Annotated in this window: 19 protein-coding genes and 1 riboswitch; of the genes, 6 read left to right on the forward strand and 13 right to left on the reverse strand. The window is 71.7% G+C overall.

Annotated elements, in window-relative coordinates; all coding sequences use genetic code 11:
- Nucleotides 1-39: 39 nt before the first annotated feature.
- The gene (locus ABT297_RS16750; RefSeq protein ID WP_350549823.1) at nt 40-741 is read right to left on the reverse strand and encodes a hemerythrin domain-containing protein; all 702 of its coding nucleotides are present in this window, start codon (nt 739-741) and stop codon (nt 40-42) included.
- Between the two features lie 100 nt (nt 742-841).
- On the reverse strand, nt 842-2,245 hold the full coding sequence (locus tag ABT297_RS16755) for an FAD-binding oxidoreductase (protein WP_350549825.1): 1,404 nt from the start codon (nt 2,243-2,245) through the stop codon (nt 842-844).
- A gap of 19 nt (nt 2,246-2,264) precedes the next feature.
- Between ABT297_RS16755 and ABT297_RS16760 the strand changes: the two genes are divergently transcribed.
- The 3 genes from ABT297_RS16760 to bfr are packed head-to-tail and all read left to right on the forward strand — an operon-like array spanning nt 2,265 to nt 3,327.
- Nucleotides 2,265-2,588, forward strand: a complete 324-nt coding sequence (locus ABT297_RS16760) for a DUF4031 domain-containing protein (RefSeq protein ID WP_350549828.1) — start codon at nt 2,265-2,267, stop codon at nt 2,586-2,588.
- Between the two features lie 40 nt (nt 2,589-2,628).
- Nucleotides 2,629-2,814 carry a (2Fe-2S)-binding protein gene (locus ABT297_RS16765; protein ID WP_350549831.1) on the forward strand — a complete coding sequence of 62 codons (186 nt, stop codon included), beginning with the start codon at nt 2,629-2,631 and terminating at the stop codon, nt 2,812-2,814.
- A gap of 30 nt (nt 2,815-2,844) precedes the next feature.
- Nucleotides 2,845-3,327: a bacterioferritin gene (bfr, locus tag ABT297_RS16770; protein WP_350549833.1), complete on the forward strand. Its 483-nt coding sequence runs from the start codon at nt 2,845-2,847 to the stop codon at nt 3,325-3,327.
- On the opposite strand, the gene ABT297_RS16775 is transcribed toward bfr, so the two are convergent.
- The 3 genes from ABT297_RS16775 to ABT297_RS16785 form a co-directional block, all read right to left on the reverse strand.
- A complete protein-coding gene (locus ABT297_RS16775; protein ID WP_350549836.1) occupies nt 3,302-3,907 on the reverse strand; it encodes an HD domain-containing protein in 606 nt (201 codons plus the stop codon). The genes bfr and ABT297_RS16775 overlap by 26 nt on opposite strands.
- Nucleotides 3,908-3,909: 2 nt before the next feature.
- Entirely contained in the window at nt 3,910-7,137 is a 3,228-nt protein-coding gene (locus tag ABT297_RS16780; protein WP_350549839.1) for a diguanylate cyclase, read from the reverse strand.
- Between the two features lie 140 nt (nt 7,138-7,277).
- Nucleotides 7,278-9,122, reverse strand: a complete 1,845-nt coding sequence (locus ABT297_RS16785; RefSeq protein WP_350549842.1) for a glycerol-3-phosphate dehydrogenase/oxidase — start codon at nt 9,120-9,122, stop codon at nt 7,278-7,280.
- A 67-nt stretch (nt 9,123-9,189) separates the two neighbouring features.
- Here ABT297_RS16785 and ABT297_RS16790 point away from each other — a divergent pair, with 67 nt between their 5' ends.
- Complete coding sequence (locus ABT297_RS16790; protein ID WP_350549845.1) at nt 9,190-9,642, forward strand: SRPBCC family protein; 453 nt, start codon at nt 9,190-9,192, stop codon at nt 9,640-9,642.
- A gap of 102 nt (nt 9,643-9,744) precedes the next feature.
- The gene (locus tag ABT297_RS16795) at nt 9,745-12,087 is read left to right on the forward strand and encodes a S8 family serine peptidase (protein WP_350549847.1); all 2,343 of its coding nucleotides are present in this window, start codon (nt 9,745-9,747) and stop codon (nt 12,085-12,087) included.
- Between the two features lie 750 nt (nt 12,088-12,837).
- Here the strand turns inward: ABT297_RS16795 and ABT297_RS16800 are convergent.
- The 6 genes from ABT297_RS16800 to thrC all read right to left on the reverse strand — a co-directional run bounded on the left by ABT297_RS16800 (nt 12,838) and on the right by thrC (nt 20,853).
- A complete protein-coding gene (locus ABT297_RS16800) occupies nt 12,838-13,707 on the reverse strand; it encodes a GNAT family N-acetyltransferase (protein ID WP_350549850.1) in 870 nt (289 codons plus the stop codon).
- A 181-nt stretch (nt 13,708-13,888) separates the two neighbouring features.
- On the reverse strand, nt 13,889-15,511 hold the full coding sequence (groL, locus tag ABT297_RS16805; RefSeq protein ID WP_350549853.1) for a chaperonin GroEL: 1,623 nt from the start codon (nt 15,509-15,511) through the stop codon (nt 13,889-13,891).
- Between the two features lie 453 nt (nt 15,512-15,964).
- A complete protein-coding gene (locus ABT297_RS16810; RefSeq protein ID WP_223100800.1) occupies nt 15,965-16,168 on the reverse strand; it encodes a cold-shock protein in 204 nt (67 codons plus the stop codon).
- 262 nt (nt 16,169-16,430) lie between these two features.
- Complete coding sequence (gene paaN, locus ABT297_RS16815; protein WP_350549856.1) at nt 16,431-18,122, reverse strand: phenylacetic acid degradation protein PaaN; 1,692 nt, start codon at nt 18,120-18,122, stop codon at nt 16,431-16,433.
- Nucleotides 18,123-18,188: 66 nt separating this feature from the next.
- Nucleotides 18,189-19,199, reverse strand: a complete 1,011-nt coding sequence (locus tag ABT297_RS16820) for a GNAT family N-acetyltransferase (protein WP_350549858.1) — start codon at nt 19,197-19,199, stop codon at nt 18,189-18,191.
- A 385-nt stretch (nt 19,200-19,584) separates the two neighbouring features.
- Complete coding sequence (gene thrC / locus ABT297_RS16825; protein WP_350549861.1) at nt 19,585-20,853, reverse strand: threonine synthase; 1,269 nt, start codon at nt 20,851-20,853, stop codon at nt 19,585-19,587.
- Nucleotides 20,854-20,866: 13 nt separating this feature from the next.
- Nucleotides 20,867-21,012: riboswitch (SAM riboswitch) on the reverse strand.
- Between the two features lie 98 nt (nt 21,013-21,110).
- Here thrC and ABT297_RS16830 point away from each other — a divergent pair.
- Nucleotides 21,111-22,031: a glucosyl-3-phosphoglycerate synthase gene (locus ABT297_RS16830; protein ID WP_350549863.1), complete on the forward strand. Its 921-nt coding sequence runs from the start codon at nt 21,111-21,113 to the stop codon at nt 22,029-22,031.
- Between the two features lie 60 nt (nt 22,032-22,091).
- On the opposite strand, the gene ABT297_RS16835 is transcribed toward ABT297_RS16830, so the two are convergent.
- Both ABT297_RS16835 and ABT297_RS16840 read right to left on the reverse strand, forming a co-directional pair.
- Nucleotides 22,092-22,559 carry a hypothetical protein gene (locus ABT297_RS16835; RefSeq protein ID WP_350549866.1) on the reverse strand — a complete coding sequence of 156 codons (468 nt, stop codon included), beginning with the start codon at nt 22,557-22,559 and terminating at the stop codon, nt 22,092-22,094.
- A 43-nt stretch (nt 22,560-22,602) separates the two neighbouring features.
- The gene (locus tag ABT297_RS16840) at nt 22,603-23,475 is read right to left on the reverse strand and encodes an ABC transporter permease (RefSeq protein WP_350549869.1); all 873 of its coding nucleotides are present in this window, start codon (nt 23,473-23,475) and stop codon (nt 22,603-22,605) included.
- Between the last annotated feature and the right edge of the window lie 217 nt (nt 23,476-23,692).

Consider the following 23,692-nt stretch of genomic DNA (forward strand, 5'->3'; position numbering starts at 1 on the left):
CACGCTCAGCCACCTCAGGAGGCGGCGACGACAGCCGCCTTAGTTGCCCCGCGTCCGAACCGGATCCCGGGAGCTCAGCCCAGACCCAGCGCCACGCGGGCCTGTGCGGCGTCGGAGGGGGGTGAGGACCTGCTGGGCCAGGCCGGCGACGGCTTCGCGGGCCGGCGCCGGGGCGCCGGCGAGGCCGGCGAGCCAGCCGAGCCGGGCGGGCCGTTCGAGCGCGGCCAGCAGCCACCGGATGCTGGTCCGCGTCACCGAGGCGGGCGTGGCGGCGAGGAACTGTTCACGGCACGCGTCCAGCTCCCGGTCCGACCGGACCTGCCAGATGGCGGCCATGATGGTGGTCTCCTCCTCGTGCAGGTGATGGAGGGTCGTGCCGACGTAGCGGGCGAGGTCGCGGTACCAGGCGAGCCCGGCGTCCGGGTCGGCCGCTGCGCGCAACGCGCTGAAACGCCCCTCCAGGTCGGACAGCAGGTCGTCGAGGTCCCGGTGGTCGTCCTCGGGCAGCGCGAGCGCGGCTTCGTGGCCGTCCAGCAGCCGGAAGATGTACTTGTCCTCGTGCTCGGTATGGCTGTGCAGGAGTTCGACCATGGCGTCCCAGCGGGTGCCGAGCTCGGCGACCTCGGTCAGGTCGCTCCAGTCCGTTGCGCCGGCGCGGGCGGTGAGGTCGAACAGGCCGGCTCGAAGGGCCTTGTGGATTCCGGTGAAGAGGTCGACGCGGGCGGTGTGCGGCGTGGTCACGGAAGTCGTCTCCGATCGTCGTTGCGGGGTCGCAAGCAACGTACGGTGAGCGCGGATCGAGCCACCATCCCTGCTTTCAGGGGGTGCCAGTCCTGGCGGATCAGAAGATCTTGCCCGGGTTGAGGATGTTGTCCGGGTCCAGGGCGGCCTTGATGGAGCGGTGTGCCTTCAGGCCGGTCGGGCCGATCTCCCGCGCCAGCCAGTCGCGCTTGAGCAGGCCCACGCCGTGCTCGCCCGTCGACGTGCCGCCCAGGGACAGGCCCAGCGACATGATGGCGTCGAAGACCTTCTGGCCCTGGGACAGGCTGACCGGGTCGGAGCGGTCGATCACGATGATCGGGTGCAGGTTGCCGTCGCCGGCGTGGCCGACCGTGGCCACGACCACGCCGTGCTCGGTGGCGATGCGTTCGATGCCCTCGATCAGCTCGACGAGGCGGGTGCGCGGCACCGCCACGTCGTCGATCATGATGCCGCCGCCCAGCGGGTAGAGGTGGGCGGCGAAGTGCTCCAGGGCCGGGTGGGCCAGGCGGCGGGCGGCCAGCAGGGCGTCGGCCTCGGCGGCGTCCGTGGCCACGAACACGTCGGCGGCCTGCGCCTGGTGGCACATCGCGGAGATGCGCGCCAGGTCGTCCGGGGCCTGGGAGCCGGAGTCGACGGAGGCGATGAGCAGGGCGGCGGAGCCGGTCGGGAGGTCCATCGGCTGGTACGCCTCGATCGCGCTCATCGCGACCCGGTCGATGACCTCCAGCATGCTCGGCTGCATGCCGGAGCCGATGATGGCGGAGACCGCGGCGCCGGCGGCGGGGAAGGTGTCGAAGACGGCGACCAGGGTCAGGGAGGGCTCGGGGGCGGGGCGGAGCCGGACGGTGATCTCGGTGATCACGCCCAGGGTGCCCTCGGAGCCGACGAAGAGGCTGGTCAGGTCGTAGCCGGCGACGCCCTTCGCGGTGCGCCGGCCGCAGGTGAGCACCTCGCCGCTGGCCAGGACGACCTCCAGGCCGATGACATGGTCGCTGGTCACGCCGTATTTGACGCAGCACATGCCGCCCGCGTCGGTGGACACGTTGCCGCCGATCGTGGACTGCTCCCACGAGCCGGGGTCCGGCGGGTAGTACAGGCCCTTCTCGGCCACGGCGCGGCGCAGCTGGGCGTTGACGACGCCGGGCTGGACGACGGCGATGCGGTTCTCGGTGTCGATGTCGATGATCTCGTTCATCGCGACGAGGGACAGCACGATCGCGCCGTCGATGGCGTTGGCGCCGCCGGCGAGCCCGGAGCGGGCGCCCTGCGGGATCACGGGCACCTTGTAGCGGGTCGCGGCGCGGAGTACGGCCGAAACCTGCCCGGTAGTCCGCGGCCGCACCACCACCGCGGGCGTCCCGAACGGCACCAGGTCGGCCTCGTCGTGCTCGTACGACCGTAACAGGTCCGGATCGGTCAGCACGCCGCCCTCGTGAGGCAGGGCCGCGCGCAGCTCCTCGACGAGCTCCATGTTGAGATCCATACCTGGCAACCTAGTGTGTGTGCTCTACGTCGACACGCCCCGGTGGCCCGCTCACGGGCGCCTCTGGGCGCATCTGATCAGCGACGTCTCCGTGGCCGAGCTGCACGCGTTCGCGGAGTTGATCGGGGCGCGGCGGCGCGCGTTCGAGCGCGACCACTACGACGTGTCGGTGGAGGGTGCGCGGATCGCCGTGTGGCTGGGCGCGCGGCAGGTGACCTCGCGGGAGATCGTCGAGCGCCTGGTTGCCGCCGGGCTGCGCCGCCCGCGTCATTTGTCCGCTTCCCGGTGCCCGAATCCGGGGAAGAAAGTGCCTGCTCAGGGGTTGTTTTCGAGCAGACCTTAGGTGACCCTTGCTTAGGTAAGCCTAAGCGAGGAGTTCGGCCGTGTACGTCTGCATCTGCCACCGCGTCCGCGAGTGCGAGATCCGCCGGGTCATCCAGTCCGGCGCCCACACCGAGGACGCCGTCAGTGACGAGTGCGGGGCCGGCTCCGGCTGCGGGACGTGCCTGGATCGCATCGCGGACCTCATCGACGCGGAAACCCCGGCCGCTCTGCCCGTTTTCACCTAGAAACCGGCGTAAACGGCGTACCCTGCCAGCATGCAGGGGGATGCACGAGTCATCGAATTTCTGAATGAGCAGCTCACCGCCGAGCTCACGGCGATCAACCAGTACTTCCTACACGCGAAGATGCAGGAGAACTGGGGATACACGATCCTGGCCAAGCACACCAGACACGAGTCGATCGACGAGATGAAGCACGCGGAGGTGCTCACCGATCGCATTCTGTTCCTGGAGGCGCTGCCCAACTACCAGCGCCTTCTCCCGCTGCGCATCGGCGAGACGGTGCCGGAGCAGTTCAAGTGCGACCTACAGGTCGAGGTGGAGGCGATCGACCGGCTGCGCCGCGGCATCGAGTACATGCGCTCGATCGGCGACGTGACCTCGGCGAACATCTTCGAGGACATCCTCGCCGACGAGGAGGAGCACGTGGACTACCTGGAGACGCAGCTCGGGCTCATCGAGAAGCTCGGCGAGGCGCTGTACCTCCAGAACGTCACGAAGCATCCAGAAGCATCCTGATCTCCGCCTCGAGATTCGCGCGCGCACGGGCGGTCCACTCCGCCCGTGCCGGTACAACTCGGAAAATCTCCGGTAGATCCGCCAGGTTCCGCAGAATTCCGGCCCGACCCGGCCGGAACACGTCGTCGGGGACCGCCGCGTATTCGGCCCGCACCGCCTCGGCATACCGGGCGTAGTCCGGCTTCTCCGAAGCGAGGATCGCCAGGTCGGCGTCAGCCAGCAGACCTCCGTTGCGATCACCGGACGCGACCGCGTGGCCGGCGGTGAGCCGCACCAGCCGCGCCACCTCCTCCGCCCGTGGCCGCGGACAACCGAGGTCCGCCAGTGCCGCCAGGGCCAGCCGCGCGCTGCGCTCCTCGTTGTCGTGGGCGAAGATCTCGTACACCGCGTCGTGGAACCACGCCGCCAGGCGCACCGCGTCGGCGTCGTCGGCCAGCCCGGCGTGCTCGTCGATCACGCGGAGCATGAGCGCCAGGTGGTCGAGCGTGTGGTACCGCCGATGGGGCTCGGACCACCGCGCGAGCAGGTCGCGCCCCACGGCCTCCTCGCCCGGGAAGATCGCCTGCCAGGCCTCGATCACGCTCACGAGCTTAGGCCCCGCACGCTCTCCACGATGTGATCCAGGCTGAGCGCGCGGCCGGCCGCGCGGTCGCGCTGGTTCGCCGCGATGCGCGGCACCGTCCGGGAGCGCAGGGTCTGCGCATCGGGCGGCTCGGCCAGCCGGTGCCGGTCGCGCAGGCCGTCCGCGGCGCCGATGAGCCGGGCCGCGTGCGCCGGGTCGGCGTCGGCAAGCATCGCGGCGACCGTGTCGAGCGAGATCGCGAGGTCGAGGCGGTCGCCGACCTCGTGCCGGGTGAGCAGCGCCGCCACCAGCAGGCGCAACGCCTCGACACCGTCGCCCTCGGCCCGCGCGGCCAGCCCGAGCTGGTGCTGCGCCATCGCCGCGCCGAACGCGTCGCCGATCTGCCGGCTCAGCGCCAGGCTCTCGTCCAGCGCCGACCGCGCTCCCGCCACGTCGCCGCGGGCCAGCAGGGCCTGCCCGACACACTCCAGCGCCAGCAGGATGCCGCGGGTGTTGCCGGCCGAGCGCTCCAGCCCCAGGCACTCGTGCGCGTACCGCTCGGCCGCGTCGTTGTCGCCCCGGCTCAGCGCGACCTTGCTCAGGTTGCCCAGCGACGCCGCGACACCCTGTGGCACGTCGAGCTCGCGCCACACCGCCAGGCTCTCGCCGAAGTGCGCGGTGGCCGCCTCGTGGTCGCCGCCGCCGATCGCGGCGATGCCCACGGCGTTGTGCGCGTGACCGATCGTGGCCCGGTCGCCGGCCGCGGTCGCCCGGCGCAGGCTCTCCTCGCCGAGCCGGTACGCGGCCTCGTGCTCGTCCTGAGTCGCGGCCAGGATCGCGGCCGCGTGCAGCAGCCGCGCCCGGGTGCCGTCGCCGGGCGGGTCGGCGGCGCCAAGGACCCGGGCCAGCCAGTCCCGCCCCTCGCCGATGTGCGCCCCGTTGCGCCAGTACCGCCAGAGCCCCAGGCAGATCCGGGTCTTCGTCGGTACGTCGCCGTGAGCGAACGCCACCCGTACGTTCTGGTAGTCCGCCTCGATCCGGCCTGTCCACTCCACCTGCTCGGGCCCGGTGAGGCCGGCCGCCGAGTCCTCCGCGAAGGCGGCGTAGAAGGCCGCGTGCCGGTCGGGCGGGCCGGCGGCGTCGCCGAGCCTGTTGCGCGCGTAGGCGCGGATGGTCGTCAGGAGGTGGTACCGCACGTCGCCGTCGTCGCGCACCACGAGGTGCTTGTCCACGAGCGCCGAGAGCCGCTTCTCCAGCAGGTCCGAGTCCCCTCCCGGCGAGGTCACCGCGAGCGCCGCCGGCGTGGTCCAGCCCCCGGCGAACACCGACAGCTCGGTCATGAGCCGCTGCTCCTCGGTGTCGAGCAGCACGAAGCTCCAGTCGATCGCCCCGCGCAGTGTCTGCTGGCGGGCGGGCAGGTCGCGCGGCCCCGAGCCGCCGAGCGCGTCCAGGTCGCGGTCAAGGTGCTCGGTCAGGTGTTCGAGCAGCTCGTCCGGGGTCCACCGGTCGATGCGCGCCGCGGCCAGCTCGATCGCGAGCGGCAGCCCGTCCAGCCGGCGGCACAGCGCGGCGACCGGCAGCGCGGTGTCGATCGTGATCTCGAAGTCCGCGTCGACGGCCCGGGCCCGATGCTCGAACAGCGTCACCGCCGGCGAGTCGGACAGCGCCGGCACCTGGTACACCTGCTCGCCGTACAGCGAGAGGCGTTCCCGGCTGGTGACCAGCGCGCGCACCCCGGGCGCGGCCGCCAGCAGGTCGCTGACCAGCGCCGCGCCGTCGTCGACGACCTGCTCGAAGTTGTCGAGCACCAGCAGTTGCTCGGCCTCGGCCAGATGGTCCAGCACCGTGTCGAACAGGTGCTGGTCCGGCAGCTCGGCCACGTGCAGCGCCCGGGCGAGCGCGGCCGCCACCAGCTCGGCGTCGGTGGTGTCGGCCAGCGGCACGAACACCGCGCCGTCTGCGAACTCGTCGGCCACCAGCGCCGCCGCGGCCAGCGACAGCCGGGTCTTGCCGATGCCGCCCGGCCCGACGAGGGTCACCAGACGCCCGTCGCGGACCAGGCCGGCCACCCGGGCCGTCTCCCGGTCCCGGCCGACCAGCTTCGTCATCGGTACCGGGAGCCGGCTGCGGCGGCGCCTCGGCGCGGCCGTTTTCACACCCCAGGTCCCGTCCCCGGCGGCGATGAGCTCGCCCTGGGCGCGCAGCCGCCGCAGCTCGGTCTCGGCCCGGGCGGGCAGCCCGCCGGAGCGCTCGATCAGCCGGTCGATGAGGGCCTGGTCCGGCTCCCCGGCGAGCGCGATGCGCAGCCAGATCCGCAGCGTGGCGGGCGACCAGGGGGTCAGCTCGACGACGCACTCGGGCAGGGCGGTGCGCCGGGGGTCGTCGTCGCGCAGGCCGGTCGTGGCGTAGACGACGGCCGCCGCCTCGCCGAGCTCGGGCAGCGGGTCGTCGACGTCGGCCAGCAGTACGACATCCGGGGTTCCGGGGTTTTGCACGGCCAGTTCGGTCTGGAAGCCGCGGAGGCGGGCGATCTGCGCGACCTCGCGCAGAAACCTCGTGTGGCCGGCGCCCTTCGGGCCGGCGACCCGCAACGCGCCGCGCAGACCGGCCGCGACGCGCGTCAGGAACTCCTGCGTGGCGCTCAGCGCCGCATCACGCTCCCACAGCCGCGACGAGCCGGCCGCCGCGTCCGCCTCGGCGTCGTCGCCGACCGCCTGGCCGCGGCCGCGCCGCTTGGCCAGGTAGTTGCGCCGGTCCGCGGCGGCGATCAGGGTCTTGCCGTCGGTACCGTCGGCGGGGCTGCTCGCCACGCCCATGCTGATCGACAGGTGCAGCGGCGGCGTCCCGGCGTACTCCCGGGCCCGCACCTCGTCGGTGAGCCGGATCGCGAGCCGCAGCGCCTCGCCCGGGCCCGTGTCGGGCAGCAGCAGCACGAACTCGTCGCCGCCGTAGCGGAACAGCACGTCGTCGGCGCGGATCAGGTCCTGGATCCGCTCGGCGAGCTGGCGCAGCAGCACGTCGCCGCGCAGGTGGCCGAACGCGTCGTTGACGGTCTTGAAGTGGTCGACGTCGAACAGCAGCAGGCTGCACCCGGCGACGTCGCGCAGCGCGGCGTCGAGGGCGGCGCGCGAACGTGCGCCGGTGACTGGATCCATCGTCACCGGTGCCGGGCCGCCCTGCACGTTCATCGCCAGCTTGATCGGCGTCACCGGGTCCCCGCTGAAGAGGTTCGACCGTATTTGGCGCATCGGTGGACGGCGGCCGGACCATCCTCGCCACCGTTCGTCCCTTTGCGTCGCCTGGGGTGACTATCCGTGCAGGCCGTCGGGCCGGCCGCCACGGGCCGGGCCCGGCGTTGAAGGGGAACTTCCCGGGGTGCGCGGAGGCGTCAGACGCCGGCGCGGTCGGCCTGGAAGCCGCGCACGTCCGGGGCGCCCAGCCGGGCCGCGTCCGCGGTCAGGTCGTCGGGCATCCGCTGCGACTCCTGCTCGGCGGCCACCCGCGCCAGGTAGTGGTCGACCTCGCGGGCGCGCGTCGCCGCGTCCCAGCCGAGCACGTCGCCCATCACCTTCGCCGCGTCCGCGGCCGAGGCGGCGCCGCGGTGATCGGTCTCGAACGAGATGCGCGTGCGCCGGGTGAGCACGTCCTCGAGGTGCAGCGCCCCTTCGGCGAGGGCGGCGTAGGCGACCTCGGCGGCCAGATACTCGGGCGCGCCGGCCACCGGGCGCCGCAGCTGCGGGCCGAGGGCGAGCACCTCGAAGGCCAGCGAGCCGTAGCGCTCCAGCAGGTGCTCGAACACCCCGACCGGGATACCGTGCCGGCGGGCCAGATCGGCCCGGTTCGTCCACAGTGGATGGTAGCCGTCGGCGCCGAGGAGGGGCAGGTCCGCGGTGCGCGAGGCGGGGACCAGGCCGCCGTGCCGGCGCAGGCCACCCAGTCGGTGCGCCACGCGGTCGATGACGTCGGCGGCCATCACGCGATACGTCGTGTACTTCCCGCCGGCGATGAGGAGCAGGCCGAGCATGGGCTCGACGACGGCGTGGCTGCGCGACAGCGCGGACGTCTGCTCGTCGCGGCTGTGCGGCTGGCGGTGCCTGGCCTCGCGGGACAGCAGGGGGCGTAGGCCCGCGTAGACGCCCTCGATGTCGGTGGTGCCGAGCGGGCGGTCGAGCACGGCGTTGACCTGGCCGAGCAGGTAGGAGATGTCGGTGGCCGAGGCGGCTGGGTGGCCGCGGTCGAGAGTCCAGTCGGTGTCAGTCGTGCCGATGATCCAGTGGCCGCCCCACGGGATGACGAAGAGCACCGACGTGGGGGTGCGCAGGATGAGCCCGGCCTCGCCGGTGATGGCCGAGCGGGGTACGACCAGATGGACGCCCTTGCTGGCGCGGACCTGGAGGCCGGCCGACTCGCGCGGCCCCTCCCCGGACAGCATGCCGGCGATGTCGTCCATCCAGACGCCGGTCGCGGCGACGACGGTGCGGGCGTGGACCTCGAACTCCTCGCGGGTCTCGAGGTCGCGCACGATCACGCCGGTGACCTCGCGGGCATCGCGCAGCAGGCCCACGGCACGTGCGCTCGGCACGACGGCGGCGCCCAGGGCGGCGGCACTGCGGGCCAGGGTGGCCACGAGGCGGGCGTCGTCGACCTGGCCGTCGAAGTACTGGATGGCGCCGCTGATCGCGTCCTCGCGCAGGGACGGGAAGCGGCGATGGGTCTCGGTGCGCGACAGGTGCCGGTGCAGCGGCATGCCGCGCGGGGAGGACCGGTGCAGCCGCGCCACGCTGGCGAAGGCGTCGTAGAGGCCCACGCCGGCGCCGTAATAGGCGCGCTGCCACGCCCGGTGGGCCAGGCCGGTGAGGCCGCGGTGGGCCGGCAGCGGGACGAGGATCGGCACCGGTCGCACGAGGTGCGGTGCCAGGCGGGCGGCGAGCAGGCCACGCTCCTGCAGTGCCTCGGCGACCAGGCCGAACTCGAGCTGTTCGAGGTATCGCAGGCCGCCGTGGATGAGCTTCGAGGAGCGGCTCGACGTGCCGGAGGCCAGGTCGCGCGCCTCGACGAGGGCCACCGAGAGCCCGCGGGAGGCGGCGTCGAGCGCGGCGCCGGCGCCGGTGACGCCGCCGCCGATGATCAGGACGTCGAAACGCTCACGGCGCAGCCGGGCCACGTCGGCCGCACGGCGGGCGGGCGACAGGCGGGACGCCTCGAATCGGGACTCGGAGGGATCACGGCGCACCACTACACGGTAGCCTCGCCAGTCACGCCGCCGGTGTGAGATCCGTTGCCCGGGGAATCACACGAGGGTGTCCATTACCGAACGCATCGTCCGCGCGCCTGCCGACCGGGTGTACTCCGTGCTGTCCGACGGCTGGTCATACTCCGATTGGGCGGTCGGCACGGCGCACGTTCGCGACGTCGACGCCGGCTGGCCGCGCCCCGGCGCCCGGGTGCACCACAAGGCCGGGCCGTGGCCGGTCTCCGTCCGCGAACGCAGCGAGTCGCTGGAGTGCGAGCCTGGCCGGATGCTGCTGCTCAAAGTGCACGTGTGGCCGCTCGGGGAAGGGCAGGCGCGGTTCACGCTCGACCCGCTCGACGCCGAGGCGACCCGGGTCACCCTGCAGGAGCGCTTCACCGAGGGGCCGCTGCTGAAGGTGCGCAACCGGGTCGGTGACGCGGTGCTGCACTTCCGTAACGCCGAGGTACTGCAGCGCCTGGCCGACATCGCCGAGCACCGCACGGGGCAGCCGCAGCACTGACGCGGATAGATCCGGCGCATCGCGTCGGCCGTTCCGGCATGCTCCCCAGTCTCCTTCCCTTCGCGCTCCGATCTGTCGTACCCGCCACGTAGAGTCCCGACCATGGTTCCCCCCGAGGCCGGACCCGTCTTCCCGCCGCCACCGGCGACGCCGTCGCGGCGCGCCTGGGGCTGGTCGCTCGCGCTGACCATCCTGCTCGGGCTGTGGACCGTCGCCGTGGTCGTCGTGCCCAACGCGATCGTCTGGCTCATCGGCGACACGCTGGTCATCGAGGGCCTCTCGCTGCCGGTCGTGGCCTGGCCGCTGGTGTCGCTGTTCATCGCGCTGCTGGCCGGGCTGCCGGCGCTGCTGCTCGCACAGCTGTCCCCGGTGCAGTTCGCCCGCACCGCCGGGCGGCAGTGGCTGCTCGCCTCGATCTTCGGCGTGCTGCTCGGCTTGGCGCGGCTGGTCCCGGAGACCTACCACGAGGTCTACCTCGCCGTCCTCGCCGCGCTGGCCGCCGTGACCGCGGCCGTGCACATGACGGTCGCCGGGCGGCTGGAGCGGCGCATCCAGCCGGACCGCTGGATGTTCTGGCTGTCGCTCGCCGCGGGCCTGCTGCTCCTGCTGCCCTGGCTGTGGGTCGGCTCGCTCGGCGGCGTCGTGGAGACGGTGCTCGCGCTGATCGCCGCGCTCGCCGTGGCCTGGCTCGCGACCCGCCCGATGCTGGCGCTGACCGGCCGGGTCACGGCCCGCGGCAGCGGCTGGGGGCGGGCGGCGCTCGCGGGCCTGCTCGCCGGGGTCGGCCTGACGCCGCTGGCCGGGGGCGTCGGCGAGCCGGCCGTGCAACTGCTCGCGCTGCTGTGCGTGCCACCGGTCGCCTTCGCCCTCGCCGCCCTGCGGCACAAGGGCGAGCCGTCGGTCGTCGCGCTGCTCACGCCGGTGCTGTTCGGCCTGCTGGCGTTCATCGACCCCGACGAGACGTCGCTCATCCTGGGGTTGCGCGACGGGCTGTTCTGGGGCGCGGTGGGCGCCGTGGCGACCGGCGTGCTGGCCCTGCTGGCCGCGATCGCGGTGCTGGTGGTGTTCCGCCGGGTGCGCTGGAGCCCCTGGCTCGCCGCGGTGCTGGTGGCCGTGGTGACCGCCGGCGGCGCCGCGGTCTACGCCACGGTCGGCCGGCCCGGCTTCGAGGGCGAGCGGCTGTTCGTGGTCATGCGCGAGCAGGCCGACCTGTCCGGGCTGTCCGCGATCCCGAATCGCACGGACCGGGTTCGGCAGACGTATGAGCGCCTGGTCGGCACCGCCGAGCGCACGCAGGCGCCGCTGCGGGCCACGCTGCGCGCCAGGCACGTGTCGTTCACACCGTTCTACCTGGTCAACGGCGTGGAGGTGAACGTCGGGCCGGTCGCGCGCCAGTGGCTGGAGAGCCGCTCCGACGTCGCGCACGTGCTGCTCAACCCGCGCCTGCGGCCACTGCCGGCGACCGCGCCGCCGATGCGCGGCACGGTCGGCGCGCCGTCCGCGACGCCGTGGAACCTCTCGCTCATCGGGGCGGACCGGGTCTGGGCGCGCTATACGACCGGCAAGGGCATCGTCGTCGGCAACTCGGACTCAGGTGTCGACGGCACCCACCCCGCCCTGCGCGGCAACTTCCGCGGCGGCGACGACTCCTGGCTCGCCCCATTCGGCACCGCCCGCAGCCCGTCCGACCACAACGGCCACGGCACCCACACGATGGCCACCGCGGTCGGCGCGGGCGTCGGCGTGGCCCCGGGCGCGCAGTGGATGGCCTGCGAAAACCTGCCCCGCAACCTCGGCAGCATGGCCAACTACATCACCTGCCTGCAGTTCATGCTCGCGCCGTATGCGCCGGGCACCGACCCGTGGCACGCCGGGCGTCCCGAGCGGGCGCCGCAGGTGCTCACCAACTCGTGGGGGTGCCCCGCGGTCGAGGGCTGCGACCTGTATTCGATGCGCCCCGCCATCGACGCCTTCGCGGCCGCGGGCATCTTCTTCGTCGCGGCGGCCGGCAACAGCGGCCCGCGCTGCGAGTCGATCACCGACCCGCCGTCCAACTACGCGAGCACGCTGACCGTCGGCGCCGTGGACCGCAACCTCCGCGTCGCCGAATTCTCCAGCCGCGGCCCGACCCCCGGCGGCCTGACCAAGCCCGACGTCATGGCGCCCGGCGTCCGCGTCCTCTCCGCGCTGCCGGGCGGCGGCTACGGCTACCTCGACGGCACGTCGATGGCGACCCCGCACGTGGCGGGCGTGGTCGCGCTGATGTGGTCGGCCAACCCGGCGCTGGTCGGCGACGTCACCCGGACCCGTGCGATCCTGGCGGCCACCGCCCGCCCGGTGGAGCTCACCGGCAGGGTCTGCGGCCTCCCGGCCGACACGGAGGGCGCCGGCGTGGTCGATGCCCTGGCGGCAGTGCAGGCCGCGGTCGCACTCCCCCCGCCCTGACCCCGGCCCGGCCCTTCGTGGCTCGGTCCGCCGTGCCGGTTCGTCGTGCGCCCCGTCCGGTCGCCGTCATCTCGTCACCGAGCACGGACTACTTCGACCTGCGCCGAATGCGAGGCGTCGTCGCCGGAGACATCGTCGAGGCCGGACCGTTGATCGCACCGGGCCCCAGACCGCCGCACCGGCCGGCCTTGGAATTGGCGGACCGGTACAGCCCGCGCCCCGTCGACGCGGTCTGTGGTGAGCGCGCCGACGATCCCGTCGTCGACCATGCGGCGCCGCATGAGCTCCTCGACGCCATCCCGGCCGAGCCATCGACGTCTCCGCGTTCCGCGGCGGCTGGCGCCACACCCGCTGAGAGTTGCCGGGGTCATAGATCCTGTCGACCGGCGCCGCGGCCCGCTTCTTGTCGCCCCTGCACGCACGGCGCGCGACACGCCACCGACCCGCCAGCACCGCGACAACCCGCGCCGCCCCTGCACACGCGGCGCGCGACATGGCCCCAGGCCTTACGGTTTCCGAAATGCACGATTTGCCACCAACCTGCCGACTGTCCCCATATGGTGAAGTCGGCCGACATGAGGGGCTCGCCGCAGAAAGAAGCGCGGCGGCCAGCCGGGCATGTGACGGCACCGAGTACGACGTCGGCGCCCGTGGCATGACGGGGGATCACGGGCTTCGGCGGCACGTGTGCGGGGCAGGATCGTGGCGAACCCACGGCCCGCCCCGCACGCGTATGTCGTGCCGCCCCGATCAGAGGGTCTTGGTGCAGATCCAGAAGATGCGCTCCAGGCGGGCGGCCACCGCCTTGGAGTAGAAACCGATCGGGCCCGCCCAGCCGATCTGCGCCGTCGCATGGCCGGCCGCATGCTGGTCGGCAAGACAGCGACGCAGCAGCACCCGGCCGACGCCCAGGCCCTGAGCGGCCGGCGCGGTGCCCATCGGGCCGAACCAGCTCGGGCGGTTCGCACCGTACGCGGCGAAGCCCAGGATCTCCCCGTCCCGCACGGCGACGTAGCAGCCGGCACCGCGCCGGCCCAGCGACTGCTCGACCTCCCAGGCCCAGCCGTCGCCCCAGATCGAGCGCACCCAGTCGGGGGCGTCGGGGCCGGCCGGAAGCACCTTCACGCCGGACACCTCCAGGCGGGCCTCGTCGCCGGGGGCTTCCGGGCTGGACAGCGCCAGGTCCGCGGTCATGTTCCAGGCCGTGTCCGAGAGCTCGTAGCCGGCCCTGCGGGCCAGGCAGACCGCCGGGGTGTACCGCACATCGATGCCCGGCCACGCGTAGCACGGCGGATTGCCGCCGAGGCGGACCCGGTCCGCGCCGAGGGCGGTCAAGCGCTCCTCGGCGGCGCGCACCAGGGCGGAGCCGAGGCCCCGGCGCCGGGCCTGCGGCAGGACGGCGAGCAGCTCGATGTGGCCGAGCCCCGGGTCGGAGTCGTTGATCGAGGCGAAGACGACGCCGCTGCCGTCGGCGGCGCCCAGGCGCGCGACGAGCCGCCCGGCCGGAGGCGCCGCGAGCCGCGCGACGAGACTGCCCGCCTCGGCGGCATCCTCCGGCAGGTCCAGTGCCCGGGCAAGCAGCCCCTCCGCTGCGGAAACGTCCTGGAGATCCACGATCATTTGGTCAACATATCGAACTGTTTGCCCTGGCAAGCGCCCTCGTCGCACGGATGTGAAGAAAACGAAACGAGCCAGCTACGCTCCGCAAGATGCGCACCGCAAGCGTGGTGCGCGGGCGGCGTGGGGATGCGAAAGGGCGGGCCGACCCGGAGGTCGACCCGCCCTGACGAGAGGCTTGGACTCAGAAGTCCATGTCGCCGCCGCCCGGCGCACCGGCCGGGGCCTTCTCCTTCTCCGGCTTGTCCGCCACCACGGCCTCCGTGGTGAGGAACAGCGCCGCGATGGAGGCGGCGTTCTGCAGCGCCGAACGCGTCACCTTGGCCGGGTCGATGATGCCCTCAGCCAGCAGGTTGACGTATTCGCCGGTCGCCGCGTTGAGGCCGTGGCCGGGGTCCAGGTTGCGGACACGCTCCACGACGACGCCGCCCTCGAGGCCGGCGTTGACGGCGATCTGGCGCAGCGGGGCGTCGAGCGCGACGCGCACGATCTGCGCGCCGGTGGCCTCGTCGCCGACCAGGTCCAGCTTCTCGAACGCGGTCTTGCCGGCCTGCACCAGGGCCACGCCACCGCCGGGCACGATGCCCTCCTCGACGGCCGCCTTCGCGTTGCGCACGGCGTCCTCGATGCGGTGCTTGCGCTCCTTGAGCTCGACCTCGGTGGCCGCGCCGACCTTGATGACCGCGACGCCGCCGGCCAGCTTGGCCAGCCGCTCCTGCAGCTTCTCGCGGTCGTAGTCCGAGTCGCTCTTCTCGATCTCGGCGCGGATCTGCGAGACCCGGCCGTTGATCGCGTCAGCGTCGCCGGAGCCGTCGACGATGGTCGTCTCGTCCTTGGTCACGACCACCTTGCGGGCGCGGCCGAGCAGGGACAGGTCGGCGTTCTCCAGCTTGAGGCCGACGGTCTCGCTGATGACCTGACCGCCGGTCAGGATCGCGATGTCGGTCAGCATCGCCTTGCGACGGTCACCGAAGCCGGGGGCCTTGACGGCGACCGACTTGAAGGTGCCGCGGATCTTGTTCACCACGAGGGTCGCCAGGGCCTCGGCCTCGACGTCCTCGGAGATGATGGCGAGCGGCTTGCCCGACTGCATGACCTTCTCCAGAACCGGGAGGAGGTCCTTCACCGCGGAGATCTTCGACTCGACGATCAGGATGTACGGGTCGTCGAGGACGGCCTCCATCCGGTCGGTGTCGGTCACGAAGTACGGCGAGATGTAGCCCTTGTCGAAGCGCATGCCCTCGGTGAGCTCGAGCTCGAGGCCGAAGGTGTTGCTCTCCTCGACGGTGATGACGCCTTCCTTGCCGACCTTGTCCATCGCCTCGGCGATGATCTCGCCGACCGTGGAGTCGCCCGCGGAGATGGAGGCGGTGGAGGCGATCTGCTCCTTCGTCTCCACGTCCTTGGCCAGGTTGGCCAGCTCGTCGGCGACGGACGAGACCGCCGCCTCGATGCCGCGCTTCAGGGCGATCGGGTTCGCGCCGGCGGCGACGTTGCGGAGGCCCTCGCGGACCAGCGCCTGCGCCAGCACGGTTGCCGTCGTCGTGCCGTCACCGGCGACGTCGTCGGTCTTCTTCGCGACTTCCTTGACCAGCTCAGCGCCGATCTTCTCGTACGGGTCCTCGAGCTCGATCTCCTTGGCGATGCTCACACCATCGTTGGTGATGGTGGGCGCGCCCCACTTCTTCTCGAGGACGACGTTGCGGCCCTTCGGGCCAAGCGTCACCTTGACGGCGTCGGCGAGGGTGTTCATACCCCGCTCAAGACCGCGGCGCGCCTCTTCGTCGAACGCGATAATCTTGGCCATTCGGCGTTGTCCTCCTGGACACTCACGATTCGCCTCGACCCACGTGGGGCCTGCGGCTCACCGCCTGCTTTCGCACCTTCGAGGACCCAGCCGGATCCCCGGCGGTCGGGCCGGATGAGCCCGCGACGACCAGCCTCGCGATGGTTGCCCACCGGAGGACTGCACCGCCCCGACCATTGGCACTCACCGGTTGCGAGTGCCAAGTCCTTGTTTAGCACTCTGGCTGGTCGAGTGCAAGCAAACCCGGGGTGACGCGCAAGGTGGCCACCCGGCAAGATCAACTCGACGACCGCCCCCGCCGGGGCCCCAAAAGGGATGACATTGGCGTAAATCACTCAAAGATCAACAATCACGCGATGATCCCGCGAATCGCGCCAGAATTCCGGAAAAGACGCAGGGCACCGCTCCTCGTCAATGAGGACGGTGCCCCGGTGGGGTGAATGCGGAACTTGGTCAGGCGAGAAGGCGGACCTGCTCCGCTTGCGGGCCTTTCTGGCCCTGCGCGATCTCGAACTCGACGCGCTGTCCGTCTTCCAGCGACTTGTAGCCGTCCATCTCAATCGCGGAGAAGTGGACGAACACGTCCTGCCCCCCGTCGACCGCGATGAAGCCATAGCCCTTCTCGCTGTTGAACCACTTGACGGTGCCCTGTGCCACGGTGCACTTCCTCTACTTCGGTCCTGCTGCGTCATTCGGCTGGCTGTGGGGACCAGCCCCGGGTCTCGACCACAGCCGCCGGCTCCGGGGGTGGCTCCGGCGAGGGAACGACGACCGAACCGCACGGTACACGAGGTAACCCGAGCCCCGACAGGCCCAAATCGGACAGCAAGGTCACGAATCATGCAGTTCGAAAAGGTCGCCGGGCATGCCTTCTCCACGCGTTTCCTTGCAGAGTCAAACATTGCCCGGCGACTACGTGTTAGTAACCTTGGACGCTACACACGTGACGGCGTGACTGTACGACGCGGAAGCGGCTGGCCACGTAGGCCCCGTCGGTGAGCGCGGCATTGGCCGCCGGATTGGCGCCACTGGCGTGGAAGTCGGAAAACGCCGCCGACTGGTTCACGAAGACCCCGCCGGTAAGGTTGACTGACAAATGCACACCGGCAAGTAAAGCGGCCTCTTCCATCGCGTCCAGGACCTCGTCCGATGTCGAATACACCGAGGCGGTCAATGCGCCCTTCTTGCCGACGGTGTCGGCGAAGATCCGCAAACTGCCCGCCGTGGAATCGGTGGCGACAACGAAGGAAATGGGCCCGAACCACTCCGTCCCGTAGGTCTGCGCGTCGCTCACGCCGAGTTTCCGGATGAGCGGCGTACGCACGGTCGCGCCCTCGTACGCGGGGTGCGAAACGTCTGATGATTCGAGCACCGCCTCGCCGACCGCGCCGGCTCTCTCGAGCCGCTTCAGTACGCCGTCGTTGACGATCGCGCCGGTGAGTTCGACACCCTTGGCGGCGTCGGCGGTGAGCGCGCCCACCGCGGCCGCGATGCCGCCCGCCACCTCGTCGAGGCTCTTGTGCCCCTCGTTCGTGGCGACGCCGGACGCCGGGACGAGAATGTTCTGCGGGGTCGTGCACATCTGACCGGAGTACAGCACCAGGGAGAACCCGATGTTGCGGCACATCCCGGCGAAATCGTCCGTCGAGTCGATCACCACGGTGTTGACGCCGGCCTTCTCGGTGTAGACGACGGCCTGGCGGGCGTTTGCCTCCAGCCAGTCGCCGAACTCGGTCGAGCCGGTGAAGTCGATGATGCGGACCTCGGGGCGCAGCGCGAGGGTCTTGGCCAGCCCCTCGCCGGGGGCCTCGGCGGCCAGCAGCACCAGATTGGGGTCGAAGCCGGCGTCGGCGAGCACCTCGCGGGCGATCTTGACGGTGATCGCGAGCGGCAGGACGGCGCGCGGGTGCGGCTTGACGATCACGGGGTTGCCCGTGGCCAGGGACGCGAAGAGGCCAGGGTAGGAGTTCCACGTCGGGAACGTGTTGCAGCCGATGACGAGGGCCGCACCCCGCGGTACGACATGGAAGGTCTTCGACATGTGCAGCGTCTGGCCCTTGCCGGCGGGCTTCTCCCAGTCGGCCGTGGCCGGGGTGCGGGTCATCTCCCGGTAGGCGTAGGCGACCGCCTCCAGCGCACGGTCGAACGCGTGCGGCGCGCCGGCCTGGAAGGCCATGACGAAGGCCTGGCCGGTGGTCGCGTGCACGGCGTTGGCCAGCTCGAACGCGGCCCGGTGCAGGCGGGCGAGGATCTCCAGGCACACGCCGGCGCGAGTCTGCGGGCCGGCCGCGCGCCACGCCGGCATGCCCTCGGCGAGCGCGGCAAAGGCAAGATCAAGATCCAGGTGGGGGTACCGCACGTCGAGCGCGACGCCGAACGGCGAGCGCTCGGTCGACACCCAGCCGGTGATGCCCGGCTGGTCCTTGAGCGGGAAGTCGGCGCCCAGGTAGGCGCGGAAGGCGGCCTCGCCCTCGGCGGCGGCGTGCTCGCCGTAGATCCTGGGGCTCGGCGACTCGGGGTAGTTGGACCAGTACGCACGCTCGGCGATCGCGGTCAGCGCTCGCTCCAGCGTGTCGGCGTGGCTGGCGAACATGGGGTGTGAGTTCTCCATGGCGCCATCCTGCCACCGCCGGGCGGAGCCGCCGACGATCCCGCGATTTCCCGCGGGCGGGCAGCCCTACTCGGGTGCGGGCCCCTGCCAGTTGGACCAGAGCTCGGCGAAGCGGAAGCCCATGGCCTCGTTGATCGCGATCATGTAGGAGTTCTCCACGGCGTTGAACGTGTCGATCGTCGTCACCGCCGGCTCTTGCGCGCGCAGGAAGCGCAGGTTCGTCACCTTCGCCACGACGCCCAGCCGGCGCCCGCGGTGCGCGGGGTGGACCAGCGTGATCATCTGCGAGGCGTGCCAGTCCACACTCTTCGTCACCCGCATCGCGGTCCAGGCGACGAGCCGGCCGGTCGCCTCGTGGACCATGCCGGTCTGATACGCCCGGAAGCCCCACCGCGTGAACACCTCGTGCTGGCGCCGCAGCCGCTCGGCATCGACCTTCTGCGGCTCGTAGTCGATCTCCCCCGTCGGCGCCTCGACCAGGAACGAGCTGTCGAGCGCGGCGAGGTCCTCGAGGTACTCCTCCGGCGGCTCGTTGCACCACTGCACGACGGCGTAGCCGCCGGACCGGGCCAGACCGTCGGTATACAGGCGGTCGACCGCGCCCTCGTCGAGACCGGCCAGCAGCAGCCGGCGCCTCGCCTCGGTCAGCCCGTTGCTCGCCCCGAACGCCTCGGCGAACCCCCGCGGCGCGGGGCGCGAGGCACTGAACCCGAGCAGGCTCGTGCGGCCGGCGGTCCGAGCGACGCCCGCGGCGTGCCGGTACAGCGCGCGGCCGATCCCCCGGCGCCGATGCGCGGGCCGGACCCGGACCTCGACGTGCGCCTTGTCCAGGTTGTCGTGGCGGGGCAGGTCGAGCTTGACGGTCCCGGCCGGTACGTCACCATCCATCGCCAGGAACACGTGCCGCTCATCCCACGGCGGCGGCACCGTGAAGCTCATGTCGTGCTGGTATCGGCAGTTCTCCGGCAAATCCGGCAGGTCCACGCGCAGCGCGTCGTTGCCGATCTCGAATGCCGCGTCGATCGCCGCCGGGTCATCGGCGCGCACCTCGACGATCTCGAACGGGGATTGGGCCATACCCTCAGGGTCGCCCCGCGCACCAGAGCCCGGCAATCCATTTATGTCGGCGATCGGCCGGAAAGGGCGATCGGCCGGAACGAAGGTCCGGCTGGGGATCTGGACAGGCTCCGGAAATGGTCGAGAGGACGCTCGCCAACACCTCCGGTGTTGTGGTCGCGGGCTCCCACCGACTAATCGGCTCGAGCCTCGCGGCGACACGTCCTCCCGCACCGAGCATCCTGGCGCTCGGGTCTTAAGGCGTCAAGTCCACCACTGAACGCACGGCGCACCATCGGTTACGCTCAGTGTCGATCATCTCCACCAATCGGACGATCCATCCCTCGTCCAAGCGTGGAAGCGCTCTCTCAATCTGAACGCTCGGTAATCGCATCGCCCGAAAAAATCATCCGAGCAGGCCGGCCTCCCGCGCCGACTTCAGCGACGGCTTCACCCGATGGGTGGGGCCAACCAGGTCCGCCACCGCATCGAGGGTCTTGAGCCCGTCGCCGGTGTTGAAGATGACCGTCTCGGCGCTCGGGTCGAGCCGGCCGGACTCGACGAGCTTCTTGAGCACCGCGGTGGTCACGCCGCCGGCCGTCTCGGCGTACACGCCGGTGGTGCGGGCCAGCAGCTGGATGCCCGCGCGGATCTCGTCGTCGTCCGCGTACTCCATCCAGCCGCCGCTGCGGCGCACCGACTCCAGGGCGTAGACGCCGGCCGCCGGGTCGCCGATGTTCAACGACTTGGCGATGCCGGTCGGCTTGACCGGGGTGATGTCGTCGACGCCGTCGTGCAGCGCCTTCGCGATCGGGTTGCAGCCGGCCGACTGGGCGCCGAAGACCTTCCACGGCGTGTTCGGCACCAGCCCGATCTCGACCAGCTCGGCGAACGCCTTGTCGACCTTCGTGAGCAGCTCGCCGCTGGCCATCGGGATGACCACCTGGGCCGGGATGCGCCAGCCGAGCTGCTCGGCGACCTCATACCCGAGCGTCTTGGAGCCCTCGGCGTAGAACGGCCGGACGTTGACGTTGACGAACGCGGTGTCCTCGAACTCGTCGGTCTCGGTCAGCTCCGAGCAGAGCCGGTTCACCTCGTCGTAGGAGCCCTCGATCGCGACGACCTCGCCGCCGTACACCGCGGTCATGACAACCTTGCCCGGCTCCAGGTCGGCCGGGATGAACACGGTCGACGGGACGCCGACCCGGGCCGCGTGCGCGGCGACGGAGTTGGCGAGGTTACCGGTGGAGGCGCAGGAATACCGCGTGAAGCCAAGCGCCCGAGCCGCGGTCAGCGCGACGGAGACGACCCGGTCCTTGAACGAGTGCGTCGGGTTGGCCGAGTCGTCCTTGACCCACAGCTGGGCGGTGAAGCCGAGCTCCTTACCCAGCCCGTCGGCCTTGACCAGCGGGGTGAGCCCCGGGTCGAGCGTGACGCGGGTCTGCGGGTCGACGCCGACCGGCAGCAGCGGCGCGTAGCGCCAGATGTTCTTCGGTCCCGCCTCGATCTGCTCGCGGGTCACCGACGCCAGCGCCGCGGGGTCGTAGCCCACCTCGAGGGGGCCGAAACACTCATAACAGGCGTGCTGCGCGGCGAGCGGGAACGTGGCCCCACACCCCCGGCAGACAAGGTTGCGGGCCGGGGAGTCAGTGAAGACGCTGAGCGTCGAGGTCATGGCGGAGGCCTTCCTCTCATCTTTCCCAAGCACACGGGCGTGCACCGGGACGGATTTGGCACCTACCGCGTCGGACCTCAACATCGAGACACCATTGAGACGCCGCAGGGGTTGCCGGGGCTTCATCGGGCCGTATCCCTCTGCCCCTCTGGATGAGGTATGCAATTGTGGTTGTGCGCTTCAGATGAGTGTAAGGGGCACCACCGGCGCCCGGGTATGAGTCATCTCACGACGTGGGCCCGGCTAGCGTTTCACCCATGCACCCGATCGCGATCGACTGGTTTTCGCGGCGTACGTCCAGCTGGCGGGACTGGCCCGCCGACGAGCTGCTCGACGCGAAGGGCGACACGATGGTGAGCGTCGTGCTGCCCGCCCTGGACGAGGAGCCCACCGTCGGCGAGATCGTGACCGGCATACGGACCCTCGGCCCGATCGTCGACGAACTGGTCGTGATCGACTCCGGCTCGGTCGACCGCACTGCCGAGGTCGCCGCGGCCGCCGGCGCCACGGTCCACCACCGCGACGACATCCTGCCGTCGACGGGCTCCCGCCCGGGCAAGGGCGAGGTGCTGTGGAAGGCGCTCGCGGTCACCAAGGGCGACATCGTCGTGTACGTCGACGCCGACCTCACCGACTTCCGCCCGCACTTCGTGACGGGCCTGCTGGGCCCGCTGCTCGACGACCCGGGCACGCTGATGGTCAAGGCCTTCTACGACCGCCCCCTGCTCGACCTCTCCGCGGCCGGCGGCGGCCGGGTCACCGAGCTCGCCGCCCGCCCGCTGCTCAACGCGCACTTCCCGGAGCTGGCCGGCGTGGTGCAGCCGCTGGCCGGCGAATACGCGGCCCGCCGCACGCTGCTGGAGTCGCTGCCGTTCGCCGCGGGCTACGGCGTCGAGACCGGCCTGCTCATCGACACCTACCGCCGCCACGGCCTGGACGCGGTGGCCCAGGTCGACCTAGGCCAGCGCACCCATGGCCATCAGGACACGGCCGCCCTGGGCCGCATGGCCGCCACCATCGTGCACACGGTCAACGCCCGCGTGTCCCCCGGCAACCCGCTGTGGCCGACCCTGACGCAGTTCGAGCGCCATGACTCCGCGGCCGTACCGCGGGTGACGCCCGTCGCCCACCCGGACCGCCCCCCGATGCGGAGCATCCCCGGCTACTCGCCCGCCTGATCCCCGCGCCGGTTCCTCGGCCACAGCGCGAGCGTGAACGCGGCGACGGCGTGATGTCTTTCACGACTCGGGGACGAACCGCCACAGCTGGGTCGTGGCGGTGCCGGCGCCCGCGACGGCGAGGGCCAGGGCGGACCACTCCGCGGTGAGCAGCCACCACGGGGTGTCGATGATCGCGACCGGGGCGTCGCCGGTGAGGGAACCCACGAGCAGCGCGGCGGCGACCAGGAGCATGAGCACCAGCAGCAGGACCGAGGTCAGGCGGAGCACCCACACGCCCGTGCGGCCGGGCAGCACGGCCAGCACCACGCTGCCGCCCGCGATCGCGGCGGCGAACGCCGCCGTTATCGCCCCCAGCAGGGTGAAGATCCGGGCGGTCTCCGCCTCGACCGGGCCCCTCGTCAGGTCGGAGCTCTGCGCGAAGTGGGTCCACTGCATGAGATGCGCCTGGTCGTAGTAGAGGCCCGCCGCCAGGGCGGCGAGCCCCACGGCCAAGACGCATGCGCCACCGAGGGCGGATCTCCGCATGGACGAGCACCCTACCCGCCGGTAGGGGGCCGTCCGGCGGCGGTCAGCTCACCACGTCCTTGCGCAGGAAGCGCCACCAGGCGAGGGAGAAGAACAGGGTGGCGTACGCCAGTGCCGCCACACAGCCCTTGACCAGGTCGCCGGTCTGCATAGGGCTGGAGAGCAGGCCCAGCCAGGCGTCGGCGTAGTGGGTCGGCAGCAGGGTGCGCAGGTTTCCCAGCGCGGTGATCTGGTCCAGGATGTTGGACAGGATCTGCAGCAGCACCGCCCCGCCGACGGCGCCGAGCGGGGCGTCGGTCGACACCGACAGCAGAAACGCGAGCGAGGCCACGACCAGCAGCGTCACGCAGAGGTACGCGACGATCTCCATCAGCCGCAGGACCCCCGTGCCCGGCGGGATCTCGCCGCCGATCGGGGCGCTCAGCGGCGCCCAGCCGTAGCGCAGCGTCCCGGCCAGCAGCGCCGTGGCCACCAGCGTCAGGATCGCGAGCAGGCTGTAGAGCAGCGAAACGGCCAGCTTGATGCCGAGCAGACGGGCCCGCGGCACCGGCATCGCCAGGAGGTATCGCAGGCTCCCCCAACTCGCCTCGCCGGCCACGGTGTCGCCGCAGAACAGCGCGACCACCACGACCAGCAGGAAGCCCGCCGAGACCAGCAGCGTGAACAGGGTGAAGTTGGGGCCGCCCGACGTGGCGAGGTCGGACAGGCGGGAGAACTCGCCGCCCGGGCCGCCCTCGTCGCGGTCGTTCGCGCTGTCCAGCTGGAACGCGGCCAGGATGATCAGCGGCAGCAGCACCATGAAGCCCAGCGCCAGCTGGGTGCGCCGGCGGGAGGCCTGCCGGCGGATCTCGGTCCACAGCGAGAGGGTGGCGCCCGGCCGATACCCGACCGCGCCCCCCACCACGTCCGTACTCACGCCGAACCCTCCGCTTCGCTCCGGCAGCGGCGCGAGCTAAACCTGCGCCCCCAATGAGCGGCCACTCCGCTCCGCTCCGTACCGCTCATGCCGAAACCTCCGCTTCGCTCCGGCCACGGCCTGAGCTAAACCTGCGCCCCCAATGAGCGGCCACTCCGCTTCGCTCCGTACCGCTCATGCCGAAACCTCCGCTTCGCTCCGGCCACGGCCTGAGCTA

Origin of the sequence: Dactylosporangium sp. NPDC000555 (assembly GCF_040300025.1) — a bacterium.
Lineage (GTDB): Bacteria > Actinomycetota > Actinomycetes > Mycobacteriales > Micromonosporaceae > Dactylosporangium.